At 59.6% G+C, this 15270-nt stretch carries 15 protein-coding genes; 13 read left to right on the top strand and 2 right to left on the bottom strand.

All coding sequences use genetic code 11. The features are described from left to right. Positions 1-484 precede the first annotated feature (484 nt). Genes ccoN through ccoP form a run of 4 tightly spaced genes read left to right on the top strand, consistent with a single transcriptional unit; the run spans position 485 to position 3706 of the window. Positions 485-1927, top strand: coding sequence for a cytochrome-c oxidase, cbb3-type subunit I (gene ccoN / locus KGB24_RS26390; RefSeq protein WP_008028528.1), 1443 nt, complete (start codon positions 485-487; stop codon positions 1925-1927). Further along, entirely contained in the window at positions 1927-2535 is a 609-nt protein-coding gene (ccoO, locus tag KGB24_RS26385) for a cytochrome-c oxidase, cbb3-type subunit II (protein WP_008028530.1), read from the top strand. Before ccoN ends, ccoO begins: the two co-directional genes overlap by 1 nt. Positions 2536-2540: 5 nt before the next feature. Then, on the top strand, positions 2541-2726 hold the full coding sequence (locus tag KGB24_RS26380) for a CcoQ/FixQ family Cbb3-type cytochrome c oxidase assembly chaperone (RefSeq protein WP_003175465.1): 186 nt from the start codon (positions 2541-2543) through the stop codon (positions 2724-2726). Continuing rightward, the gene (gene ccoP, locus KGB24_RS26375; protein WP_008028532.1) at positions 2723-3706 is read left to right on the top strand and encodes a cytochrome-c oxidase, cbb3-type subunit III; all 984 of its coding nucleotides are present in this window, start codon (positions 2723-2725) and stop codon (positions 3704-3706) included. Before KGB24_RS26380 ends, ccoP begins: the two co-directional genes overlap by 4 nt. A 65-nt stretch (positions 3707-3771) precedes the next feature. Here the strand turns inward: ccoP and KGB24_RS26370 are convergent, their stop codons facing one another. Further along, on the bottom strand, positions 3772-4782 hold the full coding sequence (locus KGB24_RS26370; protein WP_223413910.1) for a metallophosphoesterase family protein: 1011 nt from the start codon (positions 4780-4782) through the stop codon (positions 3772-3774). A 108-nt stretch (positions 4783-4890) separates the two neighbouring features. On the opposite strand from KGB24_RS26370, the gene KGB24_RS26365 reads away from it, so the two are divergent. The 7 genes from KGB24_RS26365 (at position 4891) to hemN (ending at position 13171) form a co-directional block, all read left to right on the top strand. Beyond that, positions 4891-5889, top strand: a complete 999-nt coding sequence (locus KGB24_RS26365; RefSeq protein ID WP_223413909.1) for a metallophosphoesterase family protein — start codon at positions 4891-4893, stop codon at positions 5887-5889. A 257-nt stretch (positions 5890-6146) separates the two neighbouring features. Then, a complete protein-coding gene (ccoG, locus tag KGB24_RS26360) occupies positions 6147-7562 on the top strand; it encodes a cytochrome c oxidase accessory protein CcoG (RefSeq protein WP_008028537.1) in 1416 nt (471 codons plus the stop codon). A gap of 11 nt (positions 7563-7573) precedes the next feature. Then, positions 7574-8113: a FixH family protein gene (locus KGB24_RS26355; protein ID WP_223413908.1), complete on the top strand. Its 540-nt coding sequence runs from the start codon at positions 7574-7576 to the stop codon at positions 8111-8113. Positions 8114-8224: 111 nt separating this feature from the next. Further along, positions 8225-10675: a heavy metal translocating P-type ATPase gene (locus KGB24_RS26350; protein WP_223413907.1), complete on the top strand. Its 2451-nt coding sequence runs from the start codon at positions 8225-8227 to the stop codon at positions 10673-10675. Positions 10676-10699: 24 nt separating this feature from the next. Beyond that, the gene (gene ccoS, locus KGB24_RS26345) at positions 10700-10918 is read left to right on the top strand and encodes a cbb3-type cytochrome oxidase assembly protein CcoS (protein WP_008028543.1); all 219 of its coding nucleotides are present in this window, start codon (positions 10700-10702) and stop codon (positions 10916-10918) included. Continuing rightward, on the top strand, positions 10911-11594 hold the full coding sequence (locus tag KGB24_RS26340; protein WP_008028545.1) for a sulfite exporter TauE/SafE family protein: 684 nt from the start codon (positions 10911-10913) through the stop codon (positions 11592-11594). The genes ccoS and KGB24_RS26340 overlap by 8 nt, the downstream gene beginning before the upstream one ends. A gap of 194 nt (positions 11595-11788) precedes the next feature. Beyond that, entirely contained in the window at positions 11789-13171 is a 1383-nt protein-coding gene (gene hemN / locus KGB24_RS26335) for an oxygen-independent coproporphyrinogen III oxidase (protein ID WP_032828730.1), read from the top strand. On the opposite strand, the gene KGB24_RS26330 is transcribed toward hemN, so the two are convergent. Further along, the gene (locus KGB24_RS26330; protein WP_223413906.1) at positions 13168-13647 is read right to left on the bottom strand and encodes a hypothetical protein; all 480 of its coding nucleotides are present in this window, start codon (positions 13645-13647) and stop codon (positions 13168-13170) included. The genes hemN and KGB24_RS26330 overlap by 4 nt on opposite strands. A 154-nt stretch (positions 13648-13801) precedes the next feature. Between KGB24_RS26330 and fnr the strand changes: the two genes are divergently transcribed. Further along, a complete protein-coding gene (gene fnr / locus KGB24_RS26325; RefSeq protein ID WP_008028550.1) occupies positions 13802-14536 on the top strand; it encodes a fumarate/nitrate reduction transcriptional regulator Fnr in 735 nt (244 codons plus the stop codon). Between the two features lie 79 nt (positions 14537-14615). Next, positions 14616-15164 carry an adenine phosphoribosyltransferase gene (locus KGB24_RS26320; protein ID WP_008028553.1) on the top strand — a complete coding sequence of 183 codons (549 nt, stop codon included), beginning with the start codon at positions 14616-14618 and terminating at the stop codon, positions 15162-15164. Positions 15165-15270 lie beyond the last annotated feature (106 nt).

The raw sequence follows: 15270 nt of genomic DNA, 5'->3' as shown, positions 1-15270 counted from the left end.
TTCTTGACCGCTCTGCTGCCGCATTCTTCTCGGATGCGGCAGTTCCCTGCCCCTTTGCGACCCATTGTCGCACCCCTCCGTTAGTCCGCCTTTCGGTTCACCAGATTCGGGTCTAAGCTTGCCCCGATGCGGACTGGCTTGAGCCGGTTCCAGGTCGACCCGACCCGATGTGTTCGACGAATCAGCTCGATGACAAGCCGCAAAGGCTGGTAGATACCGGCTGTCGTGCCAATTGCCATCGGTCACCCGATCGTTGCGTTTGAACACACCCCGTTACATCTGACCTGACCCTCTCATCATTTTCGTTCGCTGCGACATTTTGTCCGAGGGCGATTTTGTCCTTACGCGGCGCATGGAAAGGCCGCAGAATCAGCTTTTGAAAGCATTGACCCAGGTCATGGCGCGTTGCAATGACCCCCTGCTTTCTCCATACTTGCGGCCGATTTTTACTCCTAATAAAACACCCAAACCGTGGAACCTTAGAATGAGCACAGCAATCAGTCCGACTGCTTATAACTATAAGGTAGTCCGCCAGTTCGCCATCATGACGGTGGTCTGGGGGATCCTTGGCATGGGGCTCGGTGTCTTCATCGCCTCGCAACTGGTCTGGCCGGAGTTGAACTTCGGTCTGCCGTGGACGAGCTTTGGACGCCTGCGCCCGTTGCACACTAACCTGGTGATTTTCGCCTTTGGTGGTTGTGCACTGTTTGCCACTTCTTATTACGTCGTGCAGCGAACCTGCCAAACGCGACTGATTTCCGACAGCCTCGCGGCCTTCACCTTCTGGGGTTGGCAAGCGGTGATCGTCGGCGCCATCGTTACCTTGCCGCTGGGTTACACCACCACCAAGGAATACGCTGAGCTGGAATGGCCCCTGGCTATTCTGCTGGCCATCGTCTGGGTCACCTACGGTCTGGTGTTCTTCGGCACCATCACCAAGCGCAAGACCAAGCACATCTATGTGGGCAACTGGTTCTACGGTGCCTTCATCGTCGTGACGGCGATGCTGCACATCGTCAACCACGCCTCGCTGCCGGTCAGTTTCTTCAAGTCCTACTCGGCCTACGCCGGTGCGACGGATGCGATGATCCAGTGGTGGTACGGCCACAACGCCGTCGGTTTCTTCCTGACCACCGGCTTCCTCGGGATGATGTACTACTTCGTTCCGAAGCAGGCCGAGCGTCCGATCTACTCCTATCGCCTGTCCATCGTGCACTTCTGGGCGCTGATCACCCTGTACATCTGGGCCGGTCCGCACCACCTGCACTACACCGCGCTGCCGGACTGGGCGCAGTCGCTGGGCATGGCCATGTCGATCATCCTGCTGGCACCAAGCTGGGGCGGCATGATCAACGGCATGATGACCCTGTCGGGCGCCTGGCATAAGCTGCGCACCGACCCGATCCTGCGTTTCCTCGTGGTCTCCCTGGCGTTCTACGGCATGTCGACCTTCGAAGGTCCGATGATGGCGATCAAGACCGTCAACTCGCTGTCGCACTACACCGACTGGACCATCGGCCACGTACACGCCGGCGCTCTTGGCTGGGTAGCGATGATCTCGATCGGCGCGATCTACCACATGATCCCGAAACTGTTCGGTCGCGCGCAGATGCACAGCATCGGCCTGATCAACGCACACTTCTGGCTCGCGACCATCGGTACCGTGCTGTACATCGCTTCGATGTGGGTCAACGGCATCACCCAGGGCCTGATGTGGCGTGCAATCAACGATGACGGCACCCTCACCTACTCGTTCGTCGAAGCGCTGCAAGCCAGCCACCCGGGCTTCATCGTTCGCGCATTGGGCGGCGCATTCTTCGCCACCGGCATGCTGCTCATGGCCTACAACGTATGGCGTACCGTACGTGCCTCGAACCCGGCAGAAGCTGAAGCCGCCGAACAGATTGCTGTAGTTGGAGCTCACTGATGAAGCATGAAGCAGTCGAGAAGAATATTGGCCTGCTGGCCTTCTTCATGGTCATCGCCGTCAGCATCGGCGGCCTGACCCAGATCGTTCCGCTGTTTTTCCAGGACGTCACCAACAAGCCGGTCGAAGGCATGAAGCCTCGTACCGCCCTTGAACTGGAAGGCCGCGACATCTACATCGCCAACGGTTGTGTCAGCTGCCACTCGCAGATGATCCGCCCGTTCCGTGCTGAAACCGAACGCTACGGCCACTACTCGGTTGCCGGTGAAAGCGTCTGGGACCACCCGTTCCTGTGGGGTTCCAAGCGTACCGGTCCGGACCTGGCCCGTGTCGGCGGTCGTTACTCCGATGACTGGCAGCGTGCGCACTTGTACAACCCGCGCAACGTAGTGCCCGAGTCGAAAATGCCGGCCTACCCGTTCCTCGTGGAAAACAAGCTCGACGGCAAAGACACCGCCAAGAAAATGGAAGTCTTGCGCACGCTCGGCGTCCCTTACACCGACGAAGACATCGCCGGCGCCAAGGATGCTGTGAAGGGCAAAACCGAAATGGACGCGCTGGTGGCCTATCTGCAAGGCCTGGGCACCATCATCAAAAGCAAACGGTGATTTAGATGGATATCGGGATGATTCGTGGCCTGGGCACCGTTGTTGTGATGGTGGCCTTCATCGGTCTGGCGCTGTGGGTGTTCAGCCCCAAGCGCAAGTCGGAGTTTGAAGACGCGACCTTGCTGCCTTTCGCGGATGATCCCGAAGCCATCAAGCACGTCGAGCAAGCTTCTAGGAGTAACAAAGAATGACTACGTTCTGGAGTCTGTACGTCACAGTCCTCAGTCTCGGCACCATCTTCGCCCTGACCTGGCTGTTGCTGTCCACCCGCAAGGGCCAGCGCAGCGAAGCCACCGAAGAAACGGTTGGCCACTCCTTCGACGGGATCGAGGAGTACGACAACCCGCTGCCGAAATGGTGGTTCATGCTGTTCGTGGGCACCATCATTTTCGCCCTGGGTTACCTGGTGCTGTACCCGGGCCTGGGCAACTGGAAAGGCCTGCTGCCAGGTTACAACTACCTGGATAACGAGAAGCAGACCGCGTTCGCCAACGGCCAGAGCGGCTGGACCGGCGTTCACGAGTGGGAAAAGGAAATGGCCAAGTCGGACGCCAAGTTCGGCCCGATCTTCGCCAAATTCGCTTCCATGCCGATCGAAGAAGTCGCCAAGGACCCGCAAGCCCTGAAGATGGGTGGCCGTTTGTTCGCCTCCAACTGCTCGGTTTGCCACGGCTCCGACGCCAAAGGCGCTTATGGCTTCCCGAACCTGACCGACGCCGACTGGCGCTGGGGTGGCGAAGCAGAAACCATCAAGGCCACCATCATGGGCGGTCGTCACGCGGTCATGCCGGCATGGGCTGAAGTGATCGGCGAACAAGGCGTTGCTGATGTTGCTGCGTTCGTCCTGACCAGCCTCGATGGCCGCAAGCTGCCGGAAGGCACCAAGGCTGACCCGGCTGCCGGGCAGAAACTGTTCGCCGCCAACTGCGTGGCGTGCCACGGTCCGGCCGGCAAAGGGACGCCAGCGATGGGCGCACCTGACCTGACCCACCCGGGCGCGTTCATCTACGGTTCGAGCTTCGCTCAACTGCAGCAGACCATCCGCTACGGCCGTCAGGGCCAGATGCCTGCGCAAGAACAGCTGCAAGGCAACGACAAGGTTCACCTGCTGGCCGCTTACGTCTACAGCTTGTCTCACGGTGAGAAAGCTCCGGCGGCGGATGCCCAGTAAGGCAAACGCTTGATGCAAAAAAACGGCCCCGCCAGTGAGAATTGGCGGGGCCGTTTCATTTCAGCTTACCGGATGACCGGAATGACTTTGTCGACCTTGCGGCTTGGCCAGTTGCTGCGTCTGACAATGCTGACTTCGAGGGAGCGCCCGTCACCGGAAAAACTGGCAATCAGGTACGTTTGCTGGGATGCCGACCCGCTTAAAAATACCGGCACCTCACCGAACCGCTGCTCCATCCCCCAATCAAAAAAGGCCCCTGTCCCCCAGTGGTCATGCCCACCGAAAATGGCCGTCACCTTGTACTGTTCGACCATCTGCTTAAACCTGGAAAGCTGAGCGTCGCTGCCATTCCAATCGTATACCTTGTGCATGTTCAGGATAATAATCCTGCCTTGTTCTCTAGCCCTCTTCAGATCCTGCTCCAGCCAGTCAAGCGCAGGGGTCACTTCAAAGTGTGTGGGCGCAAGAGGATTACCGGAAGAAAAACTCACTGCGTAAGTCGGCTCGTTATTCAATTGAATCACGTGTACATCACCGAAATTTTTCGAATAGGCAAAGCTGCCGTAGTAAACCGTGCCGAACCCTTGGGCTCTTGCCGCCAGATCCATGGAGTCAACTTTCCCCCAATAACGATCCTTGAGGTCATTAAGACTGCCTGCCGCACAGTTATTCAAAAAACAGTCATCCACATTATTGACGTAGTCATGATTGCCCAGCCCATAGTCATACAACCCTCCCAACTTTCGCTCGAAGACCGACCTCATGTATGAACGCTCACCACCATGCCCAAATGCCGTGATATCACCATTAATCATGACTGGTATACGGGAAGCTCCGCCATTCAGCTCTCTGAAACTCGCTATATCGGAATACTGTAGCTCTATCAGCTCTTTTGATCGTTCCTCTTTATTGGGGTCTGAAATATTGTCATCGGTCAGATCACTCCAGGGATATTGCGAATCAGAGGCAAACACCATGTGCCTGGGCGTTTCAGCCATCGACTTGCCGTGTACAGAAAGCAGGGACAACACAATTGCAAGACACAGCAACAAATTACTTTTTTTATAAAATTCCATTTAAGCCCATCTCCATTCATATTAATAAGCCCCCAGACCTCAACAAACAAAATATACCGACCCACCAAATAACCACAAACACACTCTTGTTACTGGAAATGGACTTCTATGAAACCTTCAAGTTATTTTAAACTGCTGTTCCTGGCGATCTTTACTTGCGGCCCTGCCATGCATTCGACTGCCAGTGACATTACTCCCCGACACTTCGTCTTTGCCTCGAACCCCAAGTTCCCTTCAAGTGAAAAGTCAGACAATGGCGAAAGTGAATCCACTTCAAGCAAAGAAGAGCGTTCACGCTGGCTGATCGATGCGCAGTACTCCAGCATCGCTGACTTGCGCAAACAATCGGGCGGCGCCTCCGCCGTTCCCGTCATGATCAACGGCAACATGACTGCGTCGGGACAACCCAGCGAACGCACCTACCTCAACGCGGTATTGCAGAACAAACTGAGCAACCTCTATGACTACGGCCTGGGCAATCACGACTACGACTTCAATGTCGCCAGTTGCGCAAGTTGCGCCGCTGGAAGCGTGGACGACCTCAAGGACCGGTACTGGGGAAAAGTCGCCAACATGGACCTCGCCGCGCGGGCTTCCGGCTTGACGAAAACCTGGTACGGCAGCCTGGCTTACTCCCGGGATTACGGTGATGTTCACGTGGTTCAGTTGCACAACGAACCCACTTACACCACCAACTTTTCCACCAGTTCGTTCTTCCAGACCACCGCCTATGAAATCACGGCATCCCTCGACTGGCTGGAACGCGACCTGCAGCGGGCGCGGGCGCAAGGCAAAATCATTTTGCTGAACTTGCATCAGCCGTTTCACTGGCCGGTCAGGGAGACCGAGATTTTCCGGTTCACAAAGATGATCGAGGACTATGGCGTGACCGCCGTGTTTTCCGCGAACGCCAACAAGCAAAGCGGGAAATATGAGTCGAGCAACTACATCTACGGCGATATTCCCTTGTTCATGAGTGGCTCGGCGGTTCAGCAAAGCTGGTTGTATGCCACGTTCTCTGCCGATAGAACGCAAATGACGGTAAACGTCGTCGCGGGCAATGACTGGCGAAACCCCGTCGCGACTCACTCTGTCCCGGTCAAGTAAGCGGCGATCGGCGCCAGGCATACAAGATGCTGGCGCCGATGAATAACCCCCAGCCGGCTATACTCCACAAGTCAATTGACCTGAATCATGTTTTGTTACATCTGCTACACCATTCATGATTTTTCCCCAACGCGACCAAAGGTCGCACCCTTGATCTAGAGCTACAGGCGTATCATTGCGCCACTGCAACACCCCTTTTTGACCGCGGTCGGCATGTACTGACCGAGGCATTTTTCCACTGCCGTGGGATGCAACTGATGAGCAACCAGATTCCGGTACACGACGTTACCCCGCCTGCCAAGAACGCGAACAACAGCGTCGACCTCTACGCCTCTCGAGAAAAGATCTACACCCGCGCCTTCACCGGCCTGTTCCGTAACCTGCGGATGATGGGCGGTGCGTTTTTGTTTCTGTTGTATTTCGGCACGGTCTGGCTGAACTGGGCCGGTCATCAAGCCGTCTGGTGGAACCTGCCGGAGCGTAAATTCTTTATTTTTGGCGCAACGTTCTGGCCGCAGGATTTCATCCTGCTCTCGGGCATTCTGATTGTCAGCGCGTTCGGGCTGTTCTTCATTACCGTGTACGCCGGTCGTGTCTGGTGCGGTTATACCTGCCCGCAGAGCGTCTGGACGTGGATTTTCATGTGGTGCGAGAAGGTCACCGAAGGCGACCGCAACCAGCGCATCAAGCTCGACAAGGCGCCGATGAGCGCCAACAAGTTCCTGCGTAAATTCAGCAAGCACTCGATGTGGCTGCTGATCGGCTTCGCAACCGGCATGACCTTCGTCGGTTACTTCTCGCCGATCCGCGAACTGACCATCGAATTCTTCACCGGCGAAGCGGATGGCTGGTCGTATTTCTGGGTCGGTTTCTTCACCCTCGCCACTTACGGCAACGCCGGCTGGTTGCGCGAGCAGGTTTGCATTTACATGTGTCCGTATGCGCGCTTCCAGAGCGTGATGTTCGACAAGGACACGCTGATCGTTTCCTACGATCCGCGTCGCGGTGAAAGCCGCGGCCCGCGCAAGAAAGGCATCGACTACAAGGCTCAGGGCCTAGGCGATTGCATCGACTGCACCATGTGCGTCCAGGTCTGCCCGACCGGCATCGACATCCGCGACGGCCTGCAAATCGAATGCATCGGTTGTGCTGCGTGCATCGATGCCTGCGACAGCATCATGGACAAGATGGATTACCCGCGCGGTCTGATCAGCTACACCACCGAGCACAACCTGTCCGGGCAAAAAACCCATAAACTGCGCCCGCGCCTGATCGGCTACGCCGCTGTATTGCTGGCGATGATGGCGTTGCTGGCGACGGCGTTCTTCATGCGTTCGCTGGTCGGTTTCGACGTCAGCAAAGACCGCGTGCTGTACCGCGAGAACGCCGAAGGCCGGATTGAAAACGTCTACAGCCTGAAGATCATGAACAAGGATCAGCGCGACCACACCTACGTGCTGGAAGCCGCTGGCCTGCCGGATCTCAAGCTGCAAGGCAAACGCGAGATCAAGGTCGCCGCCGGCGAAATTTTCAGCCAGCCGGTGGAACTGTCCATCGCGCCGGAAAAACTGCCATCGAGCACCAACGAGGTGAAATTCATCCTCAAGGATGCCGATGACGAGAGCATCCACGTTGAAGCCAAGAGCCGGTTCATCGGCCCACAAATTCGTTAAGAGAAGTGATCATGCCCGCAGCAAACGCCGCAAGTCCCTGGTACAAGCATCTTTGGCCGTGGATCATCATTGCCATCCTCGCCTGTTCGGTGACCTTGACCTTGTCCATGGTGACCATCGCGGTGAACAACCCGGACAACCTGGTCAACGACAACTACTACGAGGCCGGCAAAGGCATCAACCGCTCCCTCGACCGTGAGTTGCTGGCGCAAACCCTGCTCCTGCGCGCCAGCGTGCACCTGGATGACGTGACCGGCGAAGTCGACCTGCGCCTGAGCGGCAACAGCCAACCGAAAACCCTCGAACTGAACCTGATCTCGCCGACCCAACCGGAGAAGGATCGCAAGATCACCCTCGCCCAAAGCGAAACCGAACAGGGCCGCTACATCGGCCAGTTGAGCGACAAGGTTGAAGGTCGTCGTTTTGTCGAATTGCTGGGTACTCAGGACGACCACACCTGGCGTATGTTCGAAGAAGAACTGGTCAGCCATGACAAGGATCTGCTGCTGGGTGACGAACCGCTGCAGGGCGCCGAAGACCTGAAAAAGTAAAGTCGCGCTTCGCGCATCGCCGGCAAGCCGGCTCCTACAGGATCGTGCGCCCCCTTGTAGGAGCTGGCTTGCCAGCGATGAGGCCCTTCCAGACGACATAGATCCAACATCATGACCACCCCAACCCCCTGCTACCACTGCGCCCTGCCCGTCCCGGCCGGCAGCCGCTTCACCGCGGCCGTCCTCGGTGAAACCCGCGAGTTCTGCTGCCCGGGTTGTCAGGCGGTGGCCGAAGCGATTGTCGCCGGCGGGCTGGAAAGCTATTACCAGCACCGCAGCGAAGCCTCGGCCAACCCCGAAGCGTTGCCGGTGCAGTTGGTGGATGAACTGGCGCTGTACGATCGCGCCGACGTGCAAAAACCCTTCGTGCGCCACGATGGCGAACTCGCCGAAACCACGCTGCTGATGGAAGGCATCAGTTGCGCGGCCTGTGGCTGGCTGATCGAAAAACACCTGCGCGGCTTGCCGGCGGTGGCCGAAGCGCGCCTCAACCTGTCCAATCATCGCCTGCACGTACGCTGGGCCGATGCGCAATTGCCGCTGAGCCAGGTGCTCAGCGAGTTACGCCACATCGGTTACGCCGCCCATCCCTATCAGGCCGACCGCGCCAGCGAACAACTGGCCAGCGAAAACCGCCTGGCGCTACGCCAACTCGGGGTTGCCGGGCTGCTGTGGTTCCAGGCGATGATGGCGACCATGGCCACCTGGCCGGAATTCAACATCGACCTCAGCCCCGAGCTGCACACCATCCTGCGCTGGGTCGCGCTGTTCCTCACCACGCCGATCGTGTTCTACAGCTGCGCGCCGTTCTTCAAAGGGGCAATGCGCGATTTACGTACCCGCCACCTGACCATGGACGTCTCGGTGTCGCTGGCGATTGGCAGTGCCTACATCGCCGGGATCTGGACCTCGATCACCGGGGTCGGCGAATTGTATTTCGATGCCGTCGGCATGTTTGCGCTGTTCCTGCTGGCCGGACGTTATCTGGAGCGTCGCGCCCGCGAACGCACCGCCGCCGCCACCGCACAACTCGTCAATCTGCTGCCCGCCTCGTGTTTGCGCCTGAGCGCTGATGGTCAGAGCGAGCGGATCCTGCTCAGCGAACTGCGCGTCGGCGATCAGGTTCTGGTGCATCCCGGTGCGATCCTGCCGGCCGATGGCAAGATCCTCGACGGTCAGTCGAGCATCGACGAATCCCTGCTGACTGGCGAATACCTGCCACAGCCGCGCACGCTTGGTGACGCCGTCACCGCCGGCACCCTGAACGTCGAGGGTGCGTTGACTGTGGAAGTCCTCGCCCTCGGCCAGGACACCCGACTGTCTGCCATCGTCCGCCTGCTCGACCGCGCCCAGGCCGAGAAGCCACGACTGGCGGAGATCGCCGACCGCGCCGCGCAATGGTTCCTGCTGCTGACGCTGATCGCATCCGCTTGCATTGGCCTGCTGTGGTGGGAGCTGGACTCATCGCGCGCCTTCTGGATTGTCCTGGCGATGCTCGTCGCGACCTGCCCGTGCGCCCTGTCCCTCGCCACACCGACCGCCCTCACCGCTGCCACCGGCACGCTGCACAAACTGGGTTTGTTGTTGACCCGCGGCCACGTGCTGGAGGGCCTGAACCAGATCGACACGGTTATTTTCGATAAGACCGGCACCCTCACCGAAGGGCGTCTGGCGCTACGCTCGATCCGCCCGCTCGGCGCGCTCGACAGCGATCAATGCCTGGGCCTCGCCGCCGCCCTCGAAAACCGTTCCGAACACCCCATCGCCCGTGCGTTTGGTCGCGCGCCATTGGCCGCTGAAGAAGTCCACAGCACGCCGGGGCTGGGCCTCGAAGGCGTGGTCGGTGAGCAGCGTTTGCGCATCGGTCAACCGGGTTTTGTCTGCGAACTCAGTGGCGCTGCCATCCCGCTGATGCCGGATGAAGCCGGCCAATGGCTGCTGCTCGGCGACAATGCCGGACCGCTGGCATGGTTCGTCCTCGACGACCGTTTGCGCAGCGATGCGCCCGCGTTACTGGAAGCCTGCCGGGCGCGCGGCTGGCGCACGTTGCTGCTGTCGGGTGACAGCTCGCCGATGGTCGCCAGCGTCGCCGCCGAGCTGGGCATCGACGAGGCCCGTGGCGGTTTGCGTCCGGACGACAAATTGCAGGTCCTGCAACAGTTGCACAAAGAAGGACGCAAGGTGTTGATGCTCGGTGACGGCGTGAATGACGTGCCGGTGCTGGCCGCCGCCGACATCAGCGTCGCCATGGGTTCGGCCACCGATCTGGCGAAAACCAGTGCGGATGCGGTGCTGTTGTCCAACCGCCTGGATGCGTTGGTGCAAGCCTTCAGCCTCGCTCGGCGCACCCGTCGGGTCATCATCGAGAACCTGTTGTGGGCCGGGCTGTACAATGGCCTCATGTTGCCGTTCGCCGCCCTCGGCTGGATCACGCCGGTGTGGGCGGCGGTCGGCATGTCCATCAGTTCGTTGACCGTGGTGCTGAACGCCCTGCGCCTGACTCGCCTGCCGAGCACGCCGGCCGCCAGCGCCACGCCAGAAACCCGCCCGCTGCCGGCCTGAGCCGCGCGGGCATGGAGCCTCACCATGCCAGCTCTCTACGTGATGATCCCGGCCGCACTGCTGATCGTCGCCATCGCGGTCTACATCTTCTTCTGGGCGGTCGACAGCGGTCAGTACGACGACCTCGACGGCCCGGCCCACAGCATCCTGTTCGACGACCAGGACCCGAACCACACCGCAGCGGTCGACGAGGCCAGCGGCCATCCGGCCAAACCGGACGACAAGGCGCCCCCGCATGTTTGAGCTGGCGCCCCTGCTGGTGTCGGCGGTCATCCTGGGCCTGCTCGGCGGCGGGCATTGCCTGGGCATGTGCGGCGGCTTGATGGGCGCGCTGACCCTGGCGATTCCCAAGGAACAGCGCAGCCGCCGGTTTCGATTGCTGCTGGCCTACAACCTCGGGCGGATTCTCAGTTACGCAGCGGCCGGCCTGCTGATCGGCCTGGCGGGTTGGGCGGTGGCGAACAGCCCGGCGGCGATGTTCATGCGTATCCTCGCCGGATTGCTGCTGATCGCCATGGGGCTTTATCTCGCCGGCTGGTGGAGCGGCCTGACCCGCATCGAAAGCCTCGGTCGCGGTCTGTGGCGGCATATCCAGCCCGTCGCGAACAAGCTACTGCCAGTGTCGAGCCTGCCGCGAGCCTTGTTGCTCGGCGCGCTCTGGGGCTGGCTGCCGTGCGGGCTGGTTTACAGCACGTTGCTGTGGTCGGCGAGCCAGGGCAATGCGCTGGACAGTGCATTGCTGATGCTCGCGTTCGGGCTGGGCACCTGGCCGGTGTTGCTCGCCACGGGGCTGGCGGCCGAGCGGGTCACGGCGCTGTTGCGCAAACGGTACGTACGCATGACGGGCGGCTTGCTGGTGATGCTGTTTGGCATCTGGACCTTGCCGGGGCCGCATCAGCATTGGCTTATGGGGCACTGAATCGGCGGCGCGGCCTTCGCGGGCAAGCCTCGCTCCTACAGGGGATCTCCAATTCCTGTAGGAGCGAGGCTTGCCCGCGAAGAGGCCCGCACCGACAACACAAATCCTGACCGTTGATGCAAATCAAGATGCCCCAACGCCGCACCCCATAGACTTGCCGACACTGCCAGCCTATCCGGGGGAATGCCCGCATGATGCTCGACGCCATTCGTTGGGATACCGATCTGATCCGCCGTTACGACCTGGCGGGACCGCGTTACACCTCCTACCCGACCGCCGTGCAGTTCGATGGTCATGTCGGCACCTTCGACCTGTTCCATGCGCTGCGCGAAAGCCGCAAGGCCCTGCGTCCGTTGTCGCTGTACGTGCACGTGCCGTTCTGCGCGAACATTTGCTACTACTGCGCCTGCAACAAAGTCATCACCAAGGATCGCGGCCGCGCCCTGCCCTACTTGCAGCGCCTGGAGCAGGAAATCCAGCTGATCGCCTGCCATCTCGACCCGGCGCAGAAGGTCGAGCAATTGCACTTCGGTGGCGGCACACCGACCTTTCTCAGCCATGACGAACTGCGTCAGCTGATGGCGCAACTGCGCAAAAGCTTCAACTTGCTGGATGACGATTCCGGCGACTACGGTATCGAGATCGACCCGCGCGAAGCCGATTGGTCGACCATGGGCCTGCTGCGCGAACTGGGTTTCAACCGGGTCAGCATCGGCCTGCAAGACCTCGACCCCGCCGTGCAACGAGCGGTGAATCGCCTGCAAAGCCTGGAGGAAACCCGGGCGGTGATCGACGCTGCACGGACGCTGCAATTTCGCTCGATCAACATTGACCTGATCTACGGTTTGCCAAGGCAGACGCCGGAGAACTTCGCCCGCACGGTCGACGAAGTGATCAACCTGCAACCGGACCGCCTGTCGGTATTCAACTACGCGCACTTGCCGGAGCGCTTCCTGCCGCAACGGCGAATCAACAGCGACGAATTGCCGACGCCGGCACAGAAGCTGGAAATGCTCCAGCGCACCATCGAACAGCTGACCGCCGCTGGCTACCGTTACATCGGTATGGATCACTTCGCCCTGCCCGACGATGAACTGGCGATTGCTCAGGAAGAATCAACCCTGCAACGCAACTTCCAGGGCTACACCACTCACGGCCATTGCGACCTGATCGGCCTCGGCGTCTCGGCCATCAGCCAGATTGGCGACTTGTACTGCCAGAACAGCAGCGACCTGAATCAGTACCAGAACGCCTTGGCCTCAGCACAACTGGCCACCAATCGCGGCCTGCTGTGCAATGCCGATGACCGCGTGCGGCGGGCGGTGATTCAACAATTGATTTGCAGTTTCAACCTGGAGTTCGCTGAGATCGAGAAGACTTTCAACATCGATTTTCGCGGCTACTTCGGCGAATTGTGGCCGCAACTGCAACGCATGGCCGAAGACGGACTGATCGAACTGAACAATGAACGGATCACCGTACTGCCGGCCGGACGCTTGCTGGTGCGATCGGTGTGCATGGTGTTCGACGCGTACCTGGAGCAACAGAACCGTCAGCGATTCTCACGGGTGATCTAAGACTTCATTGCCAAAGATGCGGTCTTCAGCACTTGCTCGGGGGTCAGGTTTGACTGAGTCATGGCTTTGGACAGGGCCATATTGGCGGTGATCAACCCGCCATTGAGCGTGCCGATGGCCGCTTGCAACGCGCCAAGTTTGGCCCTGCGCTCTTCGGCAGAGAGTCGTTTGTCTGCCATTACCGCTTGCATGAGCGCGACTTTCTCGGCGATCTGCTTCTGTAATCGGCGAATCATTTTCAGGATCTGTTGAATGTTTTCCGGTAACCCGCTTTCTTCAATGTCCTTGTTGTCACCGTGAGAACTGGCAGCCTTGGTCAAACCGGCGCCAGACAACGAGACTTTGATGCCTTCAGCCACGGGCGAAGTGGCCGGGCCAATGGCGATTGCCGAGTCTTCGCCGGCCAGGCCGTTTGCAGGCTCATGCAGTGTTTGCACACCACTGTTGCCGGGGTTGAGCACGCCGATGGTGGCCATGAAACGAGTACCTGCGCATAGGTTGATGCCAGGTTATCGGCCACCGACGGCGGCGCTTTACCATGGCGTGACAAATCGGCACAGCGCTGGCCTGAACGTCTTCCGGTGAGGTACCCTTACGTCTTATGTGTGCTTTCCCACAAGGATTTAAGAAATGTCCGAGCCAGTAAAACTGCGCGCTCATAACCAGGCCCATTGCAAGGACTGCAGCCTGGCTCCCCTCTGCTTGCCACTTTCTCTGAATCTGGAAGACATGGATGCGCTGGACGAAATCGTTAAACGTGGCCGCCCACTGAAGAAGGGCGAGTTCCTGTTCCGTCAGGGCGACGTTTTCGACTCCGTTTATGCAGTACGTTCTGGCGCCCTGAAAACCTTCAGTCTCAGCGATGGCGGTGAAGAACAACTCACCGGCTTCCATCTGCCCAGCGAGCTGGTCGGCCTGTCGGGCATGGACACCGAAAAGCATCCGGTCTCGGCGCAGGCGCTGGAAACCACCTCGGTCTGCGAAATTCCGTTCGAACGCCTCGACGAACTGGCGCTGCAACTGCCACAACTGCGCCGTCAGTTGATGCGCGTGATGAGTCGTGAAATCCGCGACGATCAACAAATGATGTTGCTGCTGTCGAAAAAAACCGCCGACGAGCGCATCGCCACGTTCCTGGTCAACCTGTCGGCGCGCTTCCGCGCTCGCGGCTTCTCGGCCAACCAGTTCCGCCTGAGCATGTCGCGCAATGAAATCGGCAACTACCTGGGCCTGGCGGTGGAAACCGTGTCGCGGGTGTTCACGCGCTTCCAGCAGAACGAGCTGATCGCCGCCGAAGGCAAGGAAATCCACATCCTCGACCCGATCCAGCTCTGCGCCCTCGCCGGCGGTTCGATCGAAGGCTGATTACGACCACGGCGGCTGAGCGAAACGGTTCAGCCGCCGTTATACTGCGACGTTTGCAGCCTGCCAGGACACCTAGACAATGGTCTTCGACTCCTTCGACATCAAATCCCTGATCCGCCCGGTGATCGACTTCCCGAAACCGGGCGTCATTTTTCGCGACATCACCCCGCTGTTCCAGTCGCCCACGGCTCTGCGCCTGGTGATGGACAGCTTTGCCCACCGTTATGTCGAGGCCGATTTCACCCACATCGGCGCCATGGATGCCCGTGGTTTCCTGATCGGTTCGGTGTTGGCCTATCAGTTGAACAAGCCGCTGGTGCTGTTCCGCAAGCAAGGCAAACTGCCGGCGGATGTGCTGGCCGAAGGTTATGCGACCGAGTACGGCGAAGCCTTCCTCGAAGTCCACGCCGACAGCTTGTGTGAAGGCGACTCGGTGGTGATGTTCGATGATTTGATCGCCACCGGCGGCACGCTGATTGCGGCGGCGAACCTGATTCGACGCATGGGCGCGCGGGTGCATGAAGCGGCGGCGATTATTGATCTGCCGGAGTTGGGTGGGTCGCAACGCCTGGAAGACATGGGGATTCCGACGTTTTGCCTGACGCAGTTTGCCCTGGCTGATAAATAAGCGGCGTCTACAAAGGCCTCTTCGCGGGCAAGCCTCGCTCCTACAGGATAATGCGACCCCTTGTAGGAGCGAGGCTTGCCCGCGAAGGCGTCAGCCGCAACACCGC

It is taken from the genome of Pseudomonas sp. BF-RE-25, assembly GCF_019956105.1.
In the GTDB taxonomy this organism is placed as follows: Bacteria; Pseudomonadota; Gammaproteobacteria; order Pseudomonadales; family Pseudomonadaceae; genus Aquipseudomonas; species Aquipseudomonas migulae.
The sequence above is the reverse complement of the archived record's forward strand: the minus strand, read 5'-3'. Positions and strand labels throughout refer to the sequence as shown.

Bases quoted from the DNA above. Each gene is read 5' to 3' on its own strand.
- ccoG (WP_008028537.1), top strand. From the start codon at position 6,147: ATGAGCAACCAGATTCCGGTACACGACGTTACCCCGCCTGCCAAGAAC.
- KGB24_RS26380 (WP_003175465.1), top strand. From the start codon at position 2,541: ATGGATATCGGGATGATTCGTGGCCTGGGCACCGTTGTTGTGATGGTG.
- ccoO (WP_008028530.1), top strand. From the start codon at position 1,927: ATGAAGCATGAAGCAGTCGAGAAGAATATTGGCCTGCTGGCCTTCTTC.
- ccoS (WP_008028543.1), top strand. From the start codon at position 10,700: ATGCCAGCTCTCTACGTGATGATCCCGGCCGCACTGCTGATCGTCGCC.
- KGB24_RS26340 (WP_008028545.1), top strand. From the start codon at position 10,911: ATGTTTGAGCTGGCGCCCCTGCTGGTGTCGGCGGTCATCCTGGGCCTG.
- hemN (WP_032828730.1), top strand. From the start codon at position 11,789: ATGCTCGACGCCATTCGTTGGGATACCGATCTGATCCGCCGTTACGAC.
- ccoP (WP_008028532.1), top strand. From the start codon at position 2,723: ATGACTACGTTCTGGAGTCTGTACGTCACAGTCCTCAGTCTCGGCACC.
- KGB24_RS26365 (WP_223413909.1), top strand. From the start codon at position 4,891: ATGAAACCTTCAAGTTATTTTAAACTGCTGTTCCTGGCGATCTTTACT.
- KGB24_RS26330 (WP_223413906.1), bottom strand. From the start codon at position 13,647: ATGGCCACCATCGGCGTGCTCAACCCCGGCAACAGTGGTGTGCAAACA.
- fnr (WP_008028550.1), top strand. From the start codon at position 13,802: ATGTCCGAGCCAGTAAAACTGCGCGCTCATAACCAGGCCCATTGCAAG.
- ccoN (WP_008028528.1), top strand. From the start codon at position 485: ATGAGCACAGCAATCAGTCCGACTGCTTATAACTATAAGGTAGTCCGC.
- KGB24_RS26350 (WP_223413907.1), top strand. From the start codon at position 8,225: ATGACCACCCCAACCCCCTGCTACCACTGCGCCCTGCCCGTCCCGGCC.
- KGB24_RS26370 (WP_223413910.1), bottom strand. From the start codon at position 4,782: ATGGAATTTTATAAAAAAAGTAATTTGTTGCTGTGTCTTGCAATTGTG.
- KGB24_RS26355 (WP_223413908.1), top strand. From the start codon at position 7,574: ATGCCCGCAGCAAACGCCGCAAGTCCCTGGTACAAGCATCTTTGGCCG.
- KGB24_RS26320 (WP_008028553.1), top strand. From the start codon at position 14,616: ATGGTCTTCGACTCCTTCGACATCAAATCCCTGATCCGCCCGGTGATC.